This window comes from uncultured Cardiobacterium sp. (assembly GCF_938028825.1).
In the GTDB taxonomy this organism is placed as follows: Bacteria; Pseudomonadota; Gammaproteobacteria; order Cardiobacteriales; family Cardiobacteriaceae; genus Cardiobacterium.
In genome coordinates this window covers 1-16123 of record NZ_CALIZP010000037.1, presented here as the reverse complement: position 1 = coordinate 16123, position 16123 = coordinate 1, and the positions used below count along the sequence as shown (strand labels likewise).

Here is a 16123-nt window from a genome sequence, read left to right as displayed (position 1 = left end):
TCTTCACGCTACTTTATTTGCTTAGATGTATGAAATGTTAGGTGTATTAGCTATAGCCAGCGTGTGATCCGTTTTGATAATAGCGCAGCCTGAATTTGGTGGCGGCTTCATTGAGCAAGGCCGCTTGAATGGCCGGCAACCATTCCGGCACGCCGTACAATTCCTGATTCACGTCCGGTTCCAGTAAATGCAATACCGCACCGGGCGGGAAGTCATGCACGGTGTAACCATGCATAATCCCGTCGCCATTGCTGATAAATTTATAGCGGTTATCTTTATCGCGGTGGGTAAATTTAGCCGGGCTGGGGCGCAGGGCGAGTAATTTACCGGTACGCGCAACCGATTTTTCCAGATACGCATTGCCAAACCACAAATAATCCATCGCCAACTGCGCAAATGCCTGTCGCGGGAATAATGGATGCGGCTGATAACAGCTGGAAAGAATATTGACTTTTGCTTGTAATGCGCTTCGGATATAAAGCAGCGAATAATAATATTTGGCATGCGCATCAATGGAAAACGGCAATTCATAATACTGCCCGTTATAAGCGCATTCCAAAAATTCGAGTAACATCGGTCCCGTGACCGGGATGGGTTCACTCCACGAAAAAAATAGCGTTTTATCGCTCATAAAGTTTCCTAAAAAGAACGGGCAAAACCGCGTCGACCGCCAAACCCCGCCTCGTCAATCTGACCAAGCGGGTCGTTGATGAGGGCGTGCATCGTCGCCCAGGCGAGGTCGGCGTGGCCGGTAGTGGCGGTACGGCTGGCCTTGTACGTTACCTGACGCCCAGAACCGGTCTGCGCTTGGTGAATGGTCAAGAATGCATGGGCGATGTCCGTCCAGCTGTTGTCCCATTGCAGGCGCGCGTGGGCGATGAGCTGCTTCGCCTTGAGGACCATCTCGTTTTTGGCCTCGACGGAATAGAGAATTTTGCGGACACGCGGGAAAAACTGGCGCACGAGGTCATAAACGGCCTGGCCGATGCCAGTGGCATCAATGGCAATGTGGACGACGTTGTACATGCGGCAAAAATCGCGGATTTTGCGCGCCTGTGCGTCGAAATCGAGACCGTTGAAGCTCTGCTTGTCGATAATGCGGAACACGCCGCCCTCCACCTGCGGCGGGGCAATAACCACCAGCGAGGCGTCATCCTGCGAGCGGCTGGGATCATAGCCAATCCACACCGGCACATCGCCGAGTGGTCGGGCGGCGAGTGGGGTGTAGTCCTGCCACACCGTCCAGGCATCAACCATGCAGCGCTGCAATTCGGCCATTTTGAAAATGCTGTCGCTGTCGTTGACGAATTGGCACATCAGCAGATTTTCAAATTGGCCGGGCGGGAACTTGATGCGCAGCTTTTCCAGTGTGACGCGATCGAAACCGCTGTTGATGGCGTCCTCGATGGTAATCAGCTGGCGGAAATAGCCATCCTCGCACAACCGCCCGTCTTTCAGCGCCGCATGTGATACGTCCAGATCAATATGCTCAGATTTTGGTCGGCCTTTATTGAAATGCTGCCCCGTCCACAGCGGATAGGCTTCGTGGGTCGTGGTTGAGGGTGTGGAAAAATAGGTAATGCGGCGGTCGTCATGCACGGTCATGCCGCTGGCCACATGCTGGATTTTGGCGAAATTGGGAATCCAGAAATACTCGTCCACATACAAATCGCCGGAATACGATTGCGCCGTGTTGGAATTGGTGCCGAGAAAATAGAGGGTAGTTTCGGGGCCGAGTTTGATGTGTTCGCCGCGCAGTGTTTTGCCAATCGTCTTTTCCACAAAGGCGACAATATTGGATTTGAACACATGCGCCTGTGATTTGGACGCGGAAATAAAAATCTGGTTTCTGCCTGTATCCAGCGCTGTAATCAAAGCCTCTTGCGCAAAATAGTACGTTGCGCCGATCTGCCGCGATTTGACGTATTGCCGCATCTCGTACTTTTGCGAGTGTGCATACCATGCTCGCTGATGTGGATAAATATTGTCCAGGAAGGCGCGCCGCAACACCTCAACTTCATCGTCCGTAATACGCGCCGCATTCTCTTTCTCCTTCGCACGAGCGCGGTGTTTTTTCGAGCGGCGTTCGACATTGGGGTTCAAATCCGCCTCGTTGCCACCCGACTCATAGCGCTGGATGCGCGCGGTACGCTCAAGCAGTTTGCCGAGGGATTCGATCTCGTTGTAATCCTCGGCGTTCTTGCTCTCTTTGGCGACCAGCATACTGAGGCGCATATCCACCTGCTCGTTGATGCGCCGGGCGACGCTGGTTTTATCCCATTTATCACGATCGCGCCAAGACACCACGGTAGAGATGGGTACATCCAGCTGGCGGCTGATTTCCGCGCAGCCATAGCCGCGCCAATACATCAGCTTGGCGTTGAGTTTGGTGGTGGCGTCATGCGGGAGGCAGCGGGATTCATTCATGCCGCACAGTGTGCGCAGGGCGCTCCGCGCGCGCAAAGACGGATTTTCCGCAGCCCGCCCCTGTGGAAATCCTCCCGTTGAACCGCTGCGAACGCCTGCCCATCATGGATGTAACCGTACCGCACCGCATGGAGAACACATGACTTACCACATTGTCGCCACCGAAGGCGCCACCGTTGACGGGCGCAACATCAGCGCCGTCCACCTGGAGCAAATGGCAAAGAACTACGACCCGAAAAAATACGGGGCGCGCATCTGGCTCGAACACATGCGCGGTCTCTACGCTGACAGCAGCTTCGCCGCCCTCGGTGATGTCACCGCGCTCAAAACTGACAAAAACAGCGAAGGAAAAACCGTACTGCTGGCACAACTTGCGCCGACCCCGGAATTGGTCAAGATCAACCAGTCCGGGCAGAAAGTCTTTACATCGGTTGAGATCGACCCGAATTTTGCCGGCAGCGGTGAGGCCTACCTTGTCGGCCTCGGCGTCACCGACAGTCCGGCCAGTGTCGGTACCAGCCGTCTCAAATTCGCTGCCGCCCAGCAGCGCGAACAAACCCACATCTTTTCTGACTACTGCGAATCCGCACCCCAAGATGAGCCTTCCGCAACCGGAGACAACGAGCAAGGCTTGCTAGGCCGCATCAAAGGTCTCTTTGCGAAAACGGATAAAGCCGCCGCCGACACCAATACCCGCCTGAACACACTGGATGAGGCAACCGTTGCCCTTGCTGAGGGCATCATCCAAAACCATGCCGCCACGCAGCAGACCCTGCAAAAAATGAGCGCCGACATTGCTGCTCTTCGCACCGTGCTGGATGGCACCCCGGCCACCCCTGCTGCCACGCCCGAACAGCACTTTGCCTCTACGCGACCTATGGCGACCGGCAGCAGCCAGCCGCAAACCGATTGCTAAGGACACACCACCATGCATAATCAGACCCGCCTTGCCTACAATCAATTCTTGAGCCGCACCGCCCAGCTCAACGGCGTTGCCGACGCCACGCAAAAATTTGCCGTTGAGCCGTCCGTCGAACAAAGACTGGTCGAAAAGGTCCAGGAAAGCAGTCCCTTTTTGAGCCTTATCAACAGCCACATCGTGGATGCGATGGAAGGCGAGAAAGTCCATATTGGCGTCAACAGCACTATCGCCGGTCGTACCGATACCAGCGGCACAGCCGAGCGGCAGACGCGTGACATCAAAGCATTGTCCGCTGATAAATACCGCTGCGAACAAACCAACTACGACACCCACATCCGCTACGCCACTCTCGACAGCTGGCGGCATCGTCCCGAATTCCAAACGCTTCTGCGCGCGGCAACCAGCAAGCAGATTGCGCGTGACCGCCTGATGATCGGCTTTAACGGCACCAGTGCGGCAGCGACGACCAACCGCACCACCAACCCTCTCTTGCAAGACGTCAACAAAGGCTGGCTGCAACAACTGCGCGGCCACAAAGCCAGCGCTGTGATGAGCGGCAAAAAAATCGGCGGTATCGCCGGCCACGATTACAAAAACATTGATGCCGCCGTCTATGACGCGGCGCATGAACTGATTGAACCGTGGTATCAGGACGGCGACCTCGTCCTCATCGCTGGGCGCAAGCTGATCACCGATAAATACCTCGCCTTGATAGGGGACAGCAGCGCACCAACTGAGCGTAATGCCCTGGAGAAACTGATGGTCAGCCAGCTCTTCGGCGGCCTGCGCACCCTGTCCGTGCCGTTTTTCCCGGACGATGCTTTCATGATCACGCCGTTGTCCAACTTGTCCATCTACACCCAGCGCAACACCACGCGCCTTGCCTATCTCGACAACCCGCGCAAAGACCGTATCGAAGAGTACCGCAGCCTGAACGAAGCCTACGTTATCGAAGACTACGATGCCTGCTGCCTTGTCGAAGGCATCCTCGTCCCGAAAGCAGACGGCAGCGGTTGGGAGTAAGACATGGCCAGTCCCGCAAGATTACACAAGCAGCGCGAAGAAGCCCGCATCGCCTCTGAGCGTGCTGCCGAACGGCAAGAAACCCTCCAAGGCAGCGAACACGAACTGGCGCTGGCGCAACTCGCGCAACATAAAAGGCAACTGCAAGGCATCCAGTCGCTGGAGGCACGGCAGGCAAAGAAAGCAGAATTGATGCAGGAATGGCACGGCTACATCGACGGCGTCCTTGCTGCCGATACCGGTATCCCTGACCCCATCATCAGCCAGATGCTGCCGTGGCTGTTTGATGTCGGTGATATTGACCGTGCCCTGACCGTCGGCGATTACCTGCTGCGCCATGACCTGCCGGCACCGGAGCAATTTACCCGAGACCTGCCCTCGCTCTACACCGAGATGGCGGCAGAAAGCGCGCTCAATTGTCCCGGCTCCCTCAATGCCGAACAACTGGCCGAGGTACTGGATGCGACCACCGGGCATGACATGGTGGACGAAATACGCGCCAAGCTATACCGCGCTCTGGGTGAAGCATTGCACGACGAAGGTAATTTGGAAGACGCAGTGACCCACCTGCGCCGTGCGGTTGAACTGAATCCAAAAGTCGGCTGCAAACCCCTGCTTGCCCAGCTGGAAAAAGAGCTGACCGCGCAGATGCCACAAGCACAAGAGAATAACGCACACACCTGACAACTCAGCCCGCGCGGGGCGCGGCGGTACAGGGCTTTAGTTAGTTTCACCCTGTCCGCCGCAACCGCGCACCTTGTACCTCGTCACACTTGCCGCCGCTGGTTTTTCTCCGGTTTTCCCACGGCGGCCTTTTTAGGAAGGATGCCCCATGAGCAGCGCATTTATCCCGCACCGAGCCACAACCGACCCGCGCTACAACGACGACCTGCAGACGGATCACTACTACCCCGCCATCAGGGTCTCTGTTTGGCGTGAACGGATGCGGGTCGATGACACGGTCAGCGACGCGCGCAGCCACGAAATCCTCAGCACGGCGGTGCTGCTCGTCAACGACGAACTCGCCGTCTGGCGTGAGGCACAGCAAGTCCCTTTGCCTGACAGCAAACAGCACCACTACCGGCAAGCCGTCTTTCAACGCGCCAAAGCCTTTGAGCTTGAGCAGTATCGCGATGTGGATACCACCGCAAAAGGCAGCGAGCGTGCCGATGGACTTGAGCGCCGCATCCGTACCGCACTGCAACGCTCGCGTGAGGCGCTGCGCCTCGTCCTCGGTAAATCCCGCGCCACCATCACCCTGATCTGAGGGAGCCATGATCCATGCCAAACCCCACCATCACCGTTACCGCGCATCAGCACGAAACCCTGGACGACGTCTGCTACCGCACTACCGGCAGCACCCGTGGAATAGCCGCCGTGATGGCTGCCAACCCGCACGCCTTGGCTACGTCACGGCTGGCGGCAGGTACGCCGGTCCATATCCCGCCGCAGCCCGCACAAGCAACACCCGCCACCCTCAGACTATGGGATTGACTATGCCCGACCCGATTACCAGCAGCACCGCCGCCAGTGCCGCCCAACCCGCACTTGGTGCAGCCTTACTCAAAATTCTCGTGTACATCCTCGGCCCGGTGGCAGCGAGTGTCGTGGTGATGTCGATGACCCAGCCGAAAAGCACCCGCGAGTGGTTTTCGGCGGTCATCAGCACGGTCATGTGCTCGATTGGCCTCGGCAGTTACGTCATTACCCACCACCTCAATATTCATCCCGTCGGCGACGAGCTGGCCGGGATGCAGGCCGGCGCCGTCTATTTTCTTTGCGGCCTGCCTGGCTGGTTTCTTGTGCGCGCGCTATTCCACGCGATGGAGAAATACCAGCAGGCCGACATCATCGAAATCCTTGAAAAAATAAGGGGGAAAAAATGACCAAACCCATCCGCCAAATGACCAAGCACGGCACGGAATTGCTGGTTGCCCGCGAAGGCAGTCGCAGCAAAATGTACCTTGACAGTGCCGGACTGCCGACCATCGGCGTCGGCCACCTGCTCACCCGCAGCGAACTCAGCAGCGGCAAGCTCTACATTAACGGCATCGCGGTACGCTGGCGCGACGGCCTCAGCAATGACCAAATGGCTCACTTATTCGACCACGACAATGACGTGGCGGAAACCGCCGTCAGTACGCTGATCAAAGTGGATCTCGCTGACCACCAGTTTGATGCGCTGGTCTCCTTTACCTTTAATGTCGGCGTTGACGCGTTGCGCCGCAGCTCTTTGCGCCGGCTGCTTAATGCCGGTGATTACACTGTCGTCCCCGACCAGCTGCGCCGCTGGATTTATGCCGCCGGGCAGCCAGTACTGCGCAACCGCCGCGAAGAAGAAGTCCGGCAATGGATGACTCCCTATGCTGCTTAGTAAACCGCTCACCATCATCTGCGCCGGGGTGCTGATTGCCTATAACATCACCTCTGTGGGTCTTGCTTATCGTGCCGGGCAGCAGTCCGTATTACGCGAGCAATTTGAGACGCTCGCGAACGAACTAAACAACGCTGTCGGCAAGTATGGCGAACAACTCAGCGCCTACGAACACTTGGCCGTCGAATTTGCCGCCAACCATGAAGCAACGCAGAAACAAATGAAGAAGACGGAGGACACCCTCAATGCCTACCTCGCTACGATTGACCGCAGCCGTCCTTGTCTGGACGATACTGGCGTCAGCCTGCTCAACAAAGCCATCCGCCCCGGCGGTAATAGTGCCCGCAAAAATGCCCCCACCGCCAGTGGAGGCAAGCGCGCTACGCCCGTGCCCCGACCTGCCGCTACTAAATGACGGTAATCTCGGCGACTTGGTTGACTGGGTACGCCAAGCCTCGAAACAGTACGCCGACTGCCGCAACAAACACCGCTACACCACCCGCTGGATCAAAACTGTGAGAGCACAATGGACAACGCCGACAAAGCCAGCGAATACGAAGAAATAAGTCGCGCTGCTGCCCTGGCGGCAGCACAACAACGCGGAGAAACAGCAACCGGCAGCACTTATTGTATTGACTGCGGCGATGAAATCCCCGCCGCGCGCCGGGTTCCCATTGAAAAAACGCGAGCGTTTTTTCAATGGGAACCCGCGCCGTCGTGCCAATCCCTACGCGCAACGTTGTACTGAATGCCAACAATGCCATGAAAAAGCTCGATACACTGCGGCAAAAGCTGCTCACCGGCGGGCTTAACATCCAGCCGGAAGATCTTATTGTGCGTGCCACCTCGGGCAAGGTACGCCACCACTATCAGCATCCCGACCAACCCGGCAACTACAACCTGCGTCTCGAATATACGGCCGAGGCACTGGTCCTGGATTACAGCGGCCCGCCGGAAGCATTGTGTTACCTCGCCGGGCAATGGCTATCTGCGGAGCAGCCGGGACACGCGGCAACCGCCATCTCTTTTCGTGCCGACATCCTTGACAACAACCACGTCGACTTGCTGCTCACCGTCGAGGGCTTGACCGACACCTACCACGTCCAGATTGAGCAGGATGGTACCCGCCTCAACAACTGCCCGGCGGCACACATCGACCGCCAACTCTACCCACCGGCACTGACCCCATGAGTGCGCCGCTTGAACACAACATGGGCGATCTGGAGAGCTGGGTTGCGCTCACGATTGCCCGTCTGCAACCTGCCGAGCAGCGCAAATTGCTACGCAAAATCGGCCAGGATTTGCGCCGGGTCAACCGGGAGCGGATGGCGGCGCAGACCGACCCGGACGGCACAGCATGGGAACCGCGCAAAGAGTATGGCCGCACCCGACGCGGGCGCCCGAAACAGATGATGCGCAAACTACGCCAGGCAAAGCGCTTGCGCGTCGAGGTCGGCGACAGCCTGATCCGCATCGGCCGGCGCGGTCATGACAGCTACCTTGCCAGTGTCCACCACTTTGGCCTGACCCAGCGCCTACAATTCGGGCTGGCGCATTACCCGGAACGGCCGCTACTCGGCATCACCGAGGGCGACGCAGCGATGATACAAGAGAGTCTGTTGCGTCATTTGCAGGGGATGACATCATGAGTTTCGGCTTTTCCGACCACCTGCGCCAGACGCACAACGCCACCCGTATCGCCACCGTCGAAGAAATCGACTGGGAGAAGCGTGAGTTTCGCGCCAAAAGCGGCGATATCCTCACCAATTGGCTGCCGTTTCCGGCTTTTGTCACCCACAACTACCGCCACTGGATACCCCTGCGCAAGCAGACCCAACTTATCCTCAGCGTGGATGGCGGCGACTACAACACCGCCACCGTGATCGGCATGATCTGGTCGGAGGAAATACCCGCGCCGGACATCCCCGTCGAAGACCGCCCAACCATTGACCGCCTGGAGTTTAATGATGGCACCATCGTCGAGTACGACAGCAAGCGGAAAAAGCTGCTGGTTGACACCCCCGGCGAAATCACCTTGCGCGCCAAGGCTATCAAGTTTGAGTCGGCAAGCCTTACCCACAACGGCGTCAACGTCGGCGACACCCATGTACACCCAGGCGTCATGCCCGGCCCATCGGTCACCGGCACACCACAATGACCCCCTCAAATGACCGCGAAAAACAGGAAACAGCCATGAGTACAGGTAACGGTGCCTATGCCACCGGCGGGATGCGGCGCGACGATGGCCGCAACACCGCCCACAAACCCGAACACATCCGTCAATCGCTGGCCGATATCTTTACGACCCCCATCGGCTCGCGCATCCAGCGCCGCGAATACGGTAGCCACCTCTTTGACCTGATTGATGCGCCGATGAATCCGGCCAACCGATTGCGTCTTGCCGCCGCCCTGGTTGATGCAGCCAGCCGCTGGGAGCCGCGCGTCGTCCTCGAAACTGCCGTCATCGACATCACGATGGACGGCAAAACCGAAATCAGCTACACCGCACGCACCCTCGACGATGCCGAGCTGCGCGGCCAAGCCACCCTGCGCCACTGATTTTCCACAGCCGCGCCCTGCGGAAAACCGTCACTCGTCTGCGCGCGCGGGCACATCCACAATGCCCGCATGAGCGATACATCCCTGCCAAACGTCATCGAAGAGCTTGACTACGAAACCATCCTCGCGCGGCGCAAAGCCGCCTTCGTGGCGTTGTGGCCGGAAGAAAAACGCGACTACTGGCGTAACACCCTTGACCTCGAATCCGAGCCCGTCACCAAAGTACTCGAAGAATCCGCTTACCTCGAACTGCTCCTGCGCACGCGTATCAACCACGCCGCCCGCGCCAACCTGCTCGCCTTTGCTACCGACCGCGATCTCGACCGTCTTGCCGATTTTTACGGGCTGACCCGCAACCTCGGCGAAAGCGACGAGGCTTTCCGCGCTCGTATCCGTGAGCGGGTGCGGGGCTCGTCCACCGCAGGACCAGCAGCGCATTACCGCTGGCACGCCCTCTCCGCCTCGCCCGCCATCCGCGATGCCCATGTGGACAGCCCCCGTCCGGGGCTGGTGCGCGTCTCCATCACCGGCCACGACGGCGCGGTGGATGATGCCCTGCTTGCCCATACCCGCGACTACCTCAACCGCACGGACATCCGCGTCCTCACCGACACCCTCGAAGTCCGCGCTGCCACCGTCAAAACCATCGACATCGCCGCCACCCTGTGGCTTCTGCCCGACGGCAACGCCGACCTGCTCAATACCCTACCGGACACACTGCGCCGTGCCGTCGGCAGTCAGCTTGGTTTGGGGCGCGACCTCACCCGCTCCTGGCTTATCCACACGCTGCACGCTGTCGGAGTGCAGCGCGTCGTCCTGACTGCGCCGACGCGTGACGTCGTCATTGCCGCCGACGAGACCGCCGCCATCGGCACCGTCAGCCTCAACCTCGGTGGCAGGGATTACTGATGCGCACCGATTTACTGCCGCCAAACAGCACCGACCTTGAGCGCAAACTGGCGCAGGTCGGTGCTCCCGCTATCCTTGATCTTGGCGACGATGCTGCCATCCGGGGACGCAAATTTGACCCGCCCGAGAACTGGCTGGATGCGCTCATCTGGGAGTACGCCCTCGGCGAAATCACCCCCTACATCAGCGACAAGCGCCGTCTCATCAGTGAAGGTATCCGCTGGACTCGCCTGCGCGGCACACCGGCCTCACTGCATCTCGCTTTTTCGTGGGTCGGTTTAGACGCTGACATTATCGAGTCACCTCCCTCCATCGAGCGCAACGATCCCGGTATTACCTACCGGCCACACCGCCACTTCGCCGAATACGACCTGCGCCCGCACGGGATGCCCACCCCGGCGCAAATTTGCCAGCTGGTCAACCTGGCCCTGTTGTCGCAGCCGGTACGCTCGCGCCTGTGGAGGATGGTGTACGGCTATGACCGGGGCGTATTCCGCCTAGACGACAGCGCGCTGGATGATGCCCTGCTGGACGACGACTCTGGCATCCGCATCGGACGTAGCAACCTGCCCTGTCTGCCCGATGGTAGAGACCCAAAAATCTCCTTTGGCACCGTCATTGGCTCGTGGGCGATGTACGCCGGGGCGGAGATTATTAGCGCCGTCACCATCACCATCGCCCACGTCATCAGCAGCGTCGAGGCGCACATCCTCTATCTCGACGACCTGCCGTTGCCGTTTGAGATCTACACCATCCAAGCGGGCAGCAGTACACCGCGTGCTGTCGCCCTCTACCTTGGACAAGTGTGGGCGGATGCCCCGTGGCCGTCGTCAACCTGGACCAATACCAACGTCATCATCAACAACTGCGAGGACCCCGACTAATGGCCATCCTTACAACCTCCGGACGTATCGCCCTTGCCACCGCTATCAAGGGCAGCACCCTGCATCTTGCCTGGGGGAGCGGCGAGGCGGAATGGGATACCACCCAGCCCCGCGAACCGCGCAGCGCCACCGCGCTCACTGCCGAGCTTGGCCGGCGAAAAGTCAATGTTGTCGAGTACTGCACGCCGCAGGGCGACGGCGACATTGTCATGCTCGGTGCCCGTTTCGCAAAGAGCGACACGCCGACCGCCAATCTGCACCTGCGTACCGATTTTGACTTTAACGACGGCCTCGGCGAGACCATCCGCGAGCTCGGTGTTTTTGTCGGCACCACAACCCGCGCCGGCCTACCCGCAGGGCAAACCTATTACCCGCCGAGCGATATAGCCACCCCCGGCACCCTCCTCGCCATCGATTACATCACCGCCGTGCAACGCGGTGTCGGGGCGCGCATCAGCTTCGATTTTGTCATCACCTTCTGACGCCATGCCAAACATTGACCTAGCCAACTACTACTGCCGCGACATCACCCGCGAAGAGCTCATCCTCTATCGCGCCGGCCTGGGCCTGCAATCGCCTGAGCTCAACGAGCAGCAAGCCATCACCGACCATCGCCTCAAGCGCATCGCCGACCGCATCATGAACGACGGCAGCATCCAGAGCGGTGGCGCCGTCGTCATTGACCCCGATACCGGCGTGACCACCTGCGCCGCCTCGGAAATCTACCTGCGTGGCCGCATCCGTGATGTGCCGGAAGCCAAACTCAATATTCCTCTCACCGGTGTCGTGGAAATCGGGGTTTGGCTGGCCGAGGCCGTCGTCACCGAGCTGCAAGATCCCAGCCTGCGCGATCCGTGTGAAGGGACGCGCAACTATGACGAGCCGGGCGCGGCACGGCTGCGCATCAGTGCCGTGTGGGGATTGTCCACCGATGGCGGCACCGGCAATTTTTACCGCGTCTATGACGTCGAAAACGGCGTCCTCAAAATCAAATCGGCCCCGCCAGACCTCTCCGGCTTTGCCTCGGCACTGGCCAGATATGACCGTGACAACAATGGCGGGCATTACGTCATCCACGGCCTGTCGCTGGTGTGGCTGTCGCATGACGAGCGCGAGGAGACCTATTCGTTGCTCGAGGGCAAGGCCCACGTATATGGGCACGAAATCGAGCTGCCCACCGCATTGCGTCTGCGTTTCCCCTTTGACCCTGACCTGCAAACCATCCTCTCCGAGCCGCACCGGTTTTCCGGCGGCGGCAGCAGAAAAATGCGGGTCAATGTGGACCGCGCGCCCATCCACGACATCCGCAAGGTGGATATCACCAAACAGGCTACCGCCACCGTGTTGCACGGCAGTTACGCCGGGGTAGCCGACGCGCTGCCCGACCCTGCCGTGATCGAAATTGTCGAGGTCAAACAGGGCGGTACGACCTACAAAAAGACGCAGGACTATGTGTTCTCCGGCGGCATGATTGACTGGTCGCCGGCCGGAGCGGAGCCCGCGCCGGGCTCCAGTTACGAGGTGACCTACAAACACATCACCCAAGTCACCCCCATCGATCCGGACGAGCGCGGTTTTACTGTGGAGGGAGCGGTCGAGGGCTCGCTGATATTGATCGACTATCAATGGCGGCTGCCACGCACCGACACTGTCACCATCGACCGCAACGGCGCCATCACCCGCATCAAGGGGATGCCGCGCCGCTTTAACCCCAAAGCCACCCCTGCCGTGAGCGGGCAACTGGAACTGGCGCAGTTGCAGCACACCTGGTTCAAAAACGCGCCGACAGCGGTGAAAAACACCGCAATTGCGGCGGTCAGCATGGGCACCCTGCAAGACATGCGTGCCGACATCTTTGCCCTCTACGACCTGGTCGCCATCCTGCGCCTGCAAACCCGTGCCATCGCCACCGCCCCGGCGGCCACCCATGGTGTGTTTGTCGCCCCGTTTTTGGACGATGCCATGCGCGACCTCGGGCAAAATCAGACCGCCGCCATCGTGGACGGGGAGCTGATGCTGCCTATCCGTGCCGATGTTGCGCCGCTTTCCACGCATGAGCGGCCGCTGACCCTGCCCTATAAAAAAGTGGTGCTGGTGGAGCAGACGGCGCGCACCGGCATCGAGACGGACGTGACTTTTGTCGTCAAAAACGACGAGCACAGCTACCACCTGCAAGACAAGCAAACCGGACGGCTGGACGAGCGCACCGACGGCGAGCTGCAAACGGCCGTCACCCTGCGCGGCAGCCGCACTCGCTCGCCCATCCTCTATCCCGGCGCACTGCTCGCGCTTGGCGACTTGCAGGAGAGCGCGACCTATATCAGCCGCGCAGTCGTAGCCGGCAGCGGCCAAGCCATCGTGACGCTGGAGAGCAACGTCCCGGCGGGCAGTGCCCTCAAGGTCGAAATCGAAATTGACGGGCACTGGCAGGAATGCACCCCGGAAAACGGTGAGCCCCTCGGCGACGGCTGGGTGCGCAACGAATACAAAAAAGCCATCACCGGCGGCAACACCGTCCGCTGCCGCATCACCCTGACCGGCAACATCAACGCCCGGCCACGCGCCCGCGCCCTGCGCATGATTACCACCTGAGGTACTTATGGCCGATGACAAAACCACTCACTACAAATGGCCGTGCCGAGTGCGGAAAATCTGCTCTCGGAAGATGTCGGTCGCCTCCGTGACAGCCTGAGCGGTATTGACTCCGAGCTCAAGACCGAGGCGCAAACGCGCACCGATGCCATCACCGCAGCGAACGAAGCACGATCAGAAGCTATCGCCGCCGAGGCTCGGGCACGCGGCGAAGACAAAAGCGCACTGGAAGCCAAGATGAAAAAAATACGTACCCTTGCCCTCGCAGGATTATGACATGACCCCCGCCCAAAAAAGCACCATTGCCGGCATCCTCAGCGCCGACCTAGCGACCCTCGATAGTGACCGCCTGATCGAGCTGTGCGTTATCTACCGCGCTGCTCCCGATGCCCTGGACACCTTCCCCGCTGTCCTCAATGCCGAGTTGGCCCGCCGTTACAGCGGTGAAGCCATCGCCAATGAGGACGTGAATTTTGCCGTGTTGCAACACATGGCAAACCAGTTCCAGAGCGCCATTCCCTATTTCCACCTGCGCCTGCTGGAAATGGCAGGAACGGTGAACCGGGATATCTGGTTCACTGACAATGAAGCGCTATTCCGCAGCAGCATCGATAACGACGAGGTCGCCGCCTGGCTGATCAAGCAGCCGGACATCCTCGACAAGTGCCTGCGAAACCGCCTGGCGCTCGGCTACCTCGCACAAAGCACCACCGCCGCCACCGCCATCCTCAGCGATGAAACCGCCTGTGCCGTTTGGCAGAACGCCCCCGATTTGTGGGTAGTGTGGCCGCAGCACAGTGCCGGGATGCAGGTACTGGCCAAATCGGCCGAGTTGGTGCAGTACGTCATCGATACGGCAGCAGCCCTATCCGCCGTCACTGCCGCCGAACCGGCCATGCAGGCACTGGCTGCCGCGCCTACCGCCATGCGTATTGTGTCTGCCTTCGGCAAGGCAATGGCCGCCGTCGCTGGTAGCTAGGTAGCGATGAAGGCCGTCGCTGGTAGCGAGATGGCGATGAAGGCCGTCGCTGGTAGCGAGGCGGCGATGAAGGCCGTCGCTGGTAGCGAGGCGGCGATGAAGGCCGTCGTGGCAAGCGAGGTGGCGATGAAGGCCGTCGTGGCAAGCGAGGTGGCGATGAAGGCCGTCGCGGCGTCTGATACTGCGCTGAAACTCGTCACCTCTACGGAAGAGAAGCGGGAACTCCTTATGGCGAACAACGAAGCCCTGCAAGCGGCCCGCGCCATCATGTACGAGACGGTGCAGCGGGATTGGACAAAAATCCGCCATACCCTGCTGCGTGATGGTGGCAGCGGTATGCGCTACGAAAGTGGCAGCAATGCACTCGCAAATCCGGTCGGGGCGCTGGTGTTTGTCTGCTTGGGTAGTTTTTCCACAGACCATCCGTACGGCAGGCATCAGCTCGAACACCCAGGTGGCGGTGTTGCCGCCATTGGTGGCTATCGTCCCTATCCCCAAAGCATGCTCGCTGTGGACGGGGTCAGCTTTGCAGGGGCACGAGTAAAACAGACCGTGCAATTCGGCGGAAGCTACGCCGAAGTCTGGACGCCGAAGGAGTAGGAGACCGCCATGTATTACATCATCGACAAAGACGGCAACATCTGCGGCGAAAGCCTCACATTTTTCACGCCGGCCGAAGGTTGGCAGGTGGTCGCCCAAGAAGACTACAACCCCGACCCGGCAGCCGCACTTGCCGCAGGCAAAACCGCCAAGCTGCACGAGGCCGCCGCTGCCGCGCAGGAGTTTATCGACCGTGTCGCCGGTTTGGATACCGTGCCGCCATTTGAGCAGGACTCCTGGGCTTCGCAAGCTCAGGAAGCAAAAGCGTGGGCAGCCGACCACAGCGCGGCGACGCCCATCCTTGCCGGGATTGCACAGGCGCGCGGTGTGCCGCTCGACACCTTGCGCGAGAGAGCTCTGGCCAAGAGCAATGCCTACACCGCATTGACCTCCTCCGTCGCCGGACAGCGGCAGGCGTTCGAGGACCGCATCCATGCGGCGGCCGACCTTGACGCCCTGAGCGCCATCACCATCCGCTACACCCTGCCGTTGCTACCGCTGACCCCGGCCGACGGGAAGGGAGGTGAAGCATGAGTGCCTACGTCGCCTTCTACAAAGGCCGTCCGGGTAAGGGCGCATCCCTGCGCGACCGTTGCCGCGTCCTGTTTGATGCCACCATCCGTCTTGTCACGCGCAGCCGCTTTTTGCACTGCGAATTTGCCATCCCTGACCCGCAGCGCCCAGATGTTTATTTCTGTGTGTCGTCGTCCTCGCGTGACGGCGGCGTGCGTGACAAATACATGCGATTGCCAAGTGAGCGCTGGGAATTACTGCCCGCCATCGACCCCGCCTATTTGCGGGCGTAATGGACAAATTTCATGCTAAAAATCGTTGTAGCCCTTACGCTGTAAGGC

At 59.8% G+C, this 16123-nt stretch carries 25 protein-coding genes; 22 read left to right on the top strand and 3 right to left on the bottom strand.

Going from position 1 to position 16123, the window contains the following annotated elements:
• Positions 1-46: 46 nt before the first annotated feature.
• The gene (locus Q0562_RS06030) at positions 47-631 is read right to left on the bottom strand and encodes a hypothetical protein (RefSeq protein WP_298642490.1); all 585 of its coding nucleotides are present in this window, start codon (positions 629-631) and stop codon (positions 47-49) included.
• Between the two features lie 8 nt (positions 632-639).
• Positions 640-2427 (bottom strand): terminase family protein, encoded by a 1788-nt coding sequence (locus Q0562_RS06025; protein ID WP_298642487.1) that lies wholly within the window; start codon positions 2425-2427, stop codon positions 640-642.
• Positions 2428-2566: 139 nt separating this feature from the next.
• Here Q0562_RS06025 and Q0562_RS06020 point away from each other — a divergent pair, with 139 nt between their 5' ends.
• The 19 genes from Q0562_RS06020 (at position 2567) to Q0562_RS05930 (ending at position 14669) form a co-directional block, all read left to right on the top strand.
• A complete protein-coding gene (locus Q0562_RS06020) occupies positions 2567-3343 on the top strand; it encodes a GPO family capsid scaffolding protein (RefSeq protein WP_298642485.1) in 777 nt (258 codons plus the stop codon).
• Positions 3344-3355: 12 nt separating this feature from the next.
• Positions 3356-4372 carry a phage major capsid protein, P2 family gene (locus tag Q0562_RS06015; protein WP_298642483.1) on the top strand — a complete coding sequence of 339 codons (1017 nt, stop codon included), beginning with the start codon at positions 3356-3358 and terminating at the stop codon, positions 4370-4372.
• A 3-nt stretch (positions 4373-4375) separates the two neighbouring features.
• Positions 4376-5056 (top strand): phage terminase small subunit, encoded by a 681-nt coding sequence (gene gpM, locus Q0562_RS06010; protein ID WP_298642479.1) that lies wholly within the window; start codon positions 4376-4378, stop codon positions 5054-5056.
• 148 nt (positions 5057-5204) lie between these two features.
• Positions 5205-5639 carry a head completion/stabilization protein gene (locus Q0562_RS06005; RefSeq protein ID WP_298642477.1) on the top strand — a complete coding sequence of 145 codons (435 nt, stop codon included), beginning with the start codon at positions 5205-5207 and terminating at the stop codon, positions 5637-5639.
• Positions 5640-5653: 14 nt separating this feature from the next.
• On the top strand, positions 5654-5866 hold the full coding sequence (locus tag Q0562_RS06000) for a tail protein X (RefSeq protein WP_298642474.1): 213 nt from the start codon (positions 5654-5656) through the stop codon (positions 5864-5866).
• Between the two features lie 2 nt (positions 5867-5868).
• Positions 5869-6258, top strand: a complete 390-nt coding sequence (locus tag Q0562_RS05995) for a hypothetical protein (RefSeq protein WP_298642473.1) — start codon at positions 5869-5871, stop codon at positions 6256-6258.
• Positions 6255-6746, top strand: coding sequence for a lysozyme (locus Q0562_RS05990; RefSeq protein ID WP_298642472.1), 492 nt, complete (start codon positions 6255-6257; stop codon positions 6744-6746). Before Q0562_RS05995 ends, Q0562_RS05990 begins: the two co-directional genes overlap by 4 nt.
• Positions 6736-7161 carry a hypothetical protein gene (locus Q0562_RS05985; RefSeq protein WP_004142355.1) on the top strand — a complete coding sequence of 142 codons (426 nt, stop codon included), beginning with the start codon at positions 6736-6738 and terminating at the stop codon, positions 7159-7161. The genes Q0562_RS05990 and Q0562_RS05985 overlap by 11 nt, the downstream gene beginning before the upstream one ends.
• 111 nt (positions 7162-7272) lie before the next feature.
• On the top strand, positions 7273-7494 hold the full coding sequence (locus Q0562_RS05980) for a TraR/DksA family transcriptional regulator (RefSeq protein WP_298642470.1): 222 nt from the start codon (positions 7273-7275) through the stop codon (positions 7492-7494).
• A 14-nt stretch (positions 7495-7508) separates the two neighbouring features.
• The gene (locus tag Q0562_RS05975; RefSeq protein ID WP_298642468.1) at positions 7509-7937 is read left to right on the top strand and encodes a phage tail protein; all 429 of its coding nucleotides are present in this window, start codon (positions 7509-7511) and stop codon (positions 7935-7937) included.
• The gene (locus Q0562_RS05970) at positions 7934-8395 is read left to right on the top strand and encodes a phage virion morphogenesis protein (RefSeq protein ID WP_298642466.1); all 462 of its coding nucleotides are present in this window, start codon (positions 7934-7936) and stop codon (positions 8393-8395) included. The genes Q0562_RS05975 and Q0562_RS05970 overlap by 4 nt, the downstream gene beginning before the upstream one ends.
• Positions 8392-8904, top strand: coding sequence for a phage baseplate assembly protein V (locus tag Q0562_RS05965; RefSeq protein ID WP_298642464.1), 513 nt, complete (start codon positions 8392-8394; stop codon positions 8902-8904). Before Q0562_RS05970 ends, Q0562_RS05965 begins: the two co-directional genes overlap by 4 nt.
• 35 nt (positions 8905-8939) lie before the next feature.
• Positions 8940-9305 carry a GPW/gp25 family protein gene (locus tag Q0562_RS05960; protein WP_298642462.1) on the top strand — a complete coding sequence of 122 codons (366 nt, stop codon included), beginning with the start codon at positions 8940-8942 and terminating at the stop codon, positions 9303-9305.
• Between the two features lie 69 nt (positions 9306-9374).
• Entirely contained in the window at positions 9375-10214 is an 840-nt protein-coding gene (locus tag Q0562_RS05955; RefSeq protein ID WP_298642461.1) for a baseplate J/gp47 family protein, read from the top strand.
• Positions 10214-11098, top strand: a complete 885-nt coding sequence (locus tag Q0562_RS05950; RefSeq protein ID WP_298642459.1) for a phage tail protein — start codon at positions 10214-10216, stop codon at positions 11096-11098. The genes Q0562_RS05955 and Q0562_RS05950 overlap by 1 nt, the downstream gene beginning before the upstream one ends.
• The gene (locus tag Q0562_RS05945) at positions 11098-11580 is read left to right on the top strand and encodes a hypothetical protein (RefSeq protein WP_298642458.1); all 483 of its coding nucleotides are present in this window, start codon (positions 11098-11100) and stop codon (positions 11578-11580) included. The genes Q0562_RS05950 and Q0562_RS05945 overlap by 1 nt, the downstream gene beginning before the upstream one ends.
• Before the next feature lie 4 nt (positions 11581-11584).
• Complete coding sequence (locus Q0562_RS05940) at positions 11585-13690, top strand: DUF4815 domain-containing protein (RefSeq protein WP_298642457.1); 2106 nt, start codon at positions 11585-11587, stop codon at positions 13688-13690.
• A 36-nt stretch (positions 13691-13726) separates the two neighbouring features.
• Complete coding sequence (locus Q0562_RS05935) at positions 13727-13966, top strand: hypothetical protein (protein ID WP_298642455.1); 240 nt, start codon at positions 13727-13729, stop codon at positions 13964-13966.
• A gap of 1 nt (position 13967) precedes the next feature.
• Positions 13968-14669: a hypothetical protein gene (locus Q0562_RS05930; protein ID WP_298642453.1), complete on the top strand. Its 702-nt coding sequence runs from the start codon at positions 13968-13970 to the stop codon at positions 14667-14669.
• On the opposite strand, the gene Q0562_RS05925 is transcribed toward Q0562_RS05930, so the two are convergent.
• Positions 14666-14869: a hypothetical protein gene (locus tag Q0562_RS05925; protein ID WP_298642451.1), complete on the bottom strand. Its 204-nt coding sequence runs from the start codon at positions 14867-14869 to the stop codon at positions 14666-14668. The two genes, Q0562_RS05930 and Q0562_RS05925, sit on opposite strands and share 4 nt — an antisense overlap.
• 28 nt (positions 14870-14897) lie before the next feature.
• On the opposite strand from Q0562_RS05925, the gene Q0562_RS05920 reads away from it, so the two are divergent.
• The 3 genes from Q0562_RS05920 to Q0562_RS05910 are packed head-to-tail and all read left to right on the top strand — an operon-like array spanning position 14898 to position 16075.
• A complete protein-coding gene (locus Q0562_RS05920; RefSeq protein ID WP_298642449.1) occupies positions 14898-15269 on the top strand; it encodes a hypothetical protein in 372 nt (123 codons plus the stop codon).
• Between the two features lie 9 nt (positions 15270-15278).
• Positions 15279-15803, top strand: coding sequence for a hypothetical protein (locus tag Q0562_RS05915; RefSeq protein ID WP_298642447.1), 525 nt, complete (start codon positions 15279-15281; stop codon positions 15801-15803).
• A complete protein-coding gene (locus Q0562_RS05910) occupies positions 15800-16075 on the top strand; it encodes a hypothetical protein (RefSeq protein WP_298642445.1) in 276 nt (91 codons plus the stop codon). The genes Q0562_RS05915 and Q0562_RS05910 overlap by 4 nt, the downstream gene beginning before the upstream one ends.
• The last annotated feature ends 48 nt before the right edge of the window (positions 16076-16123 follow it).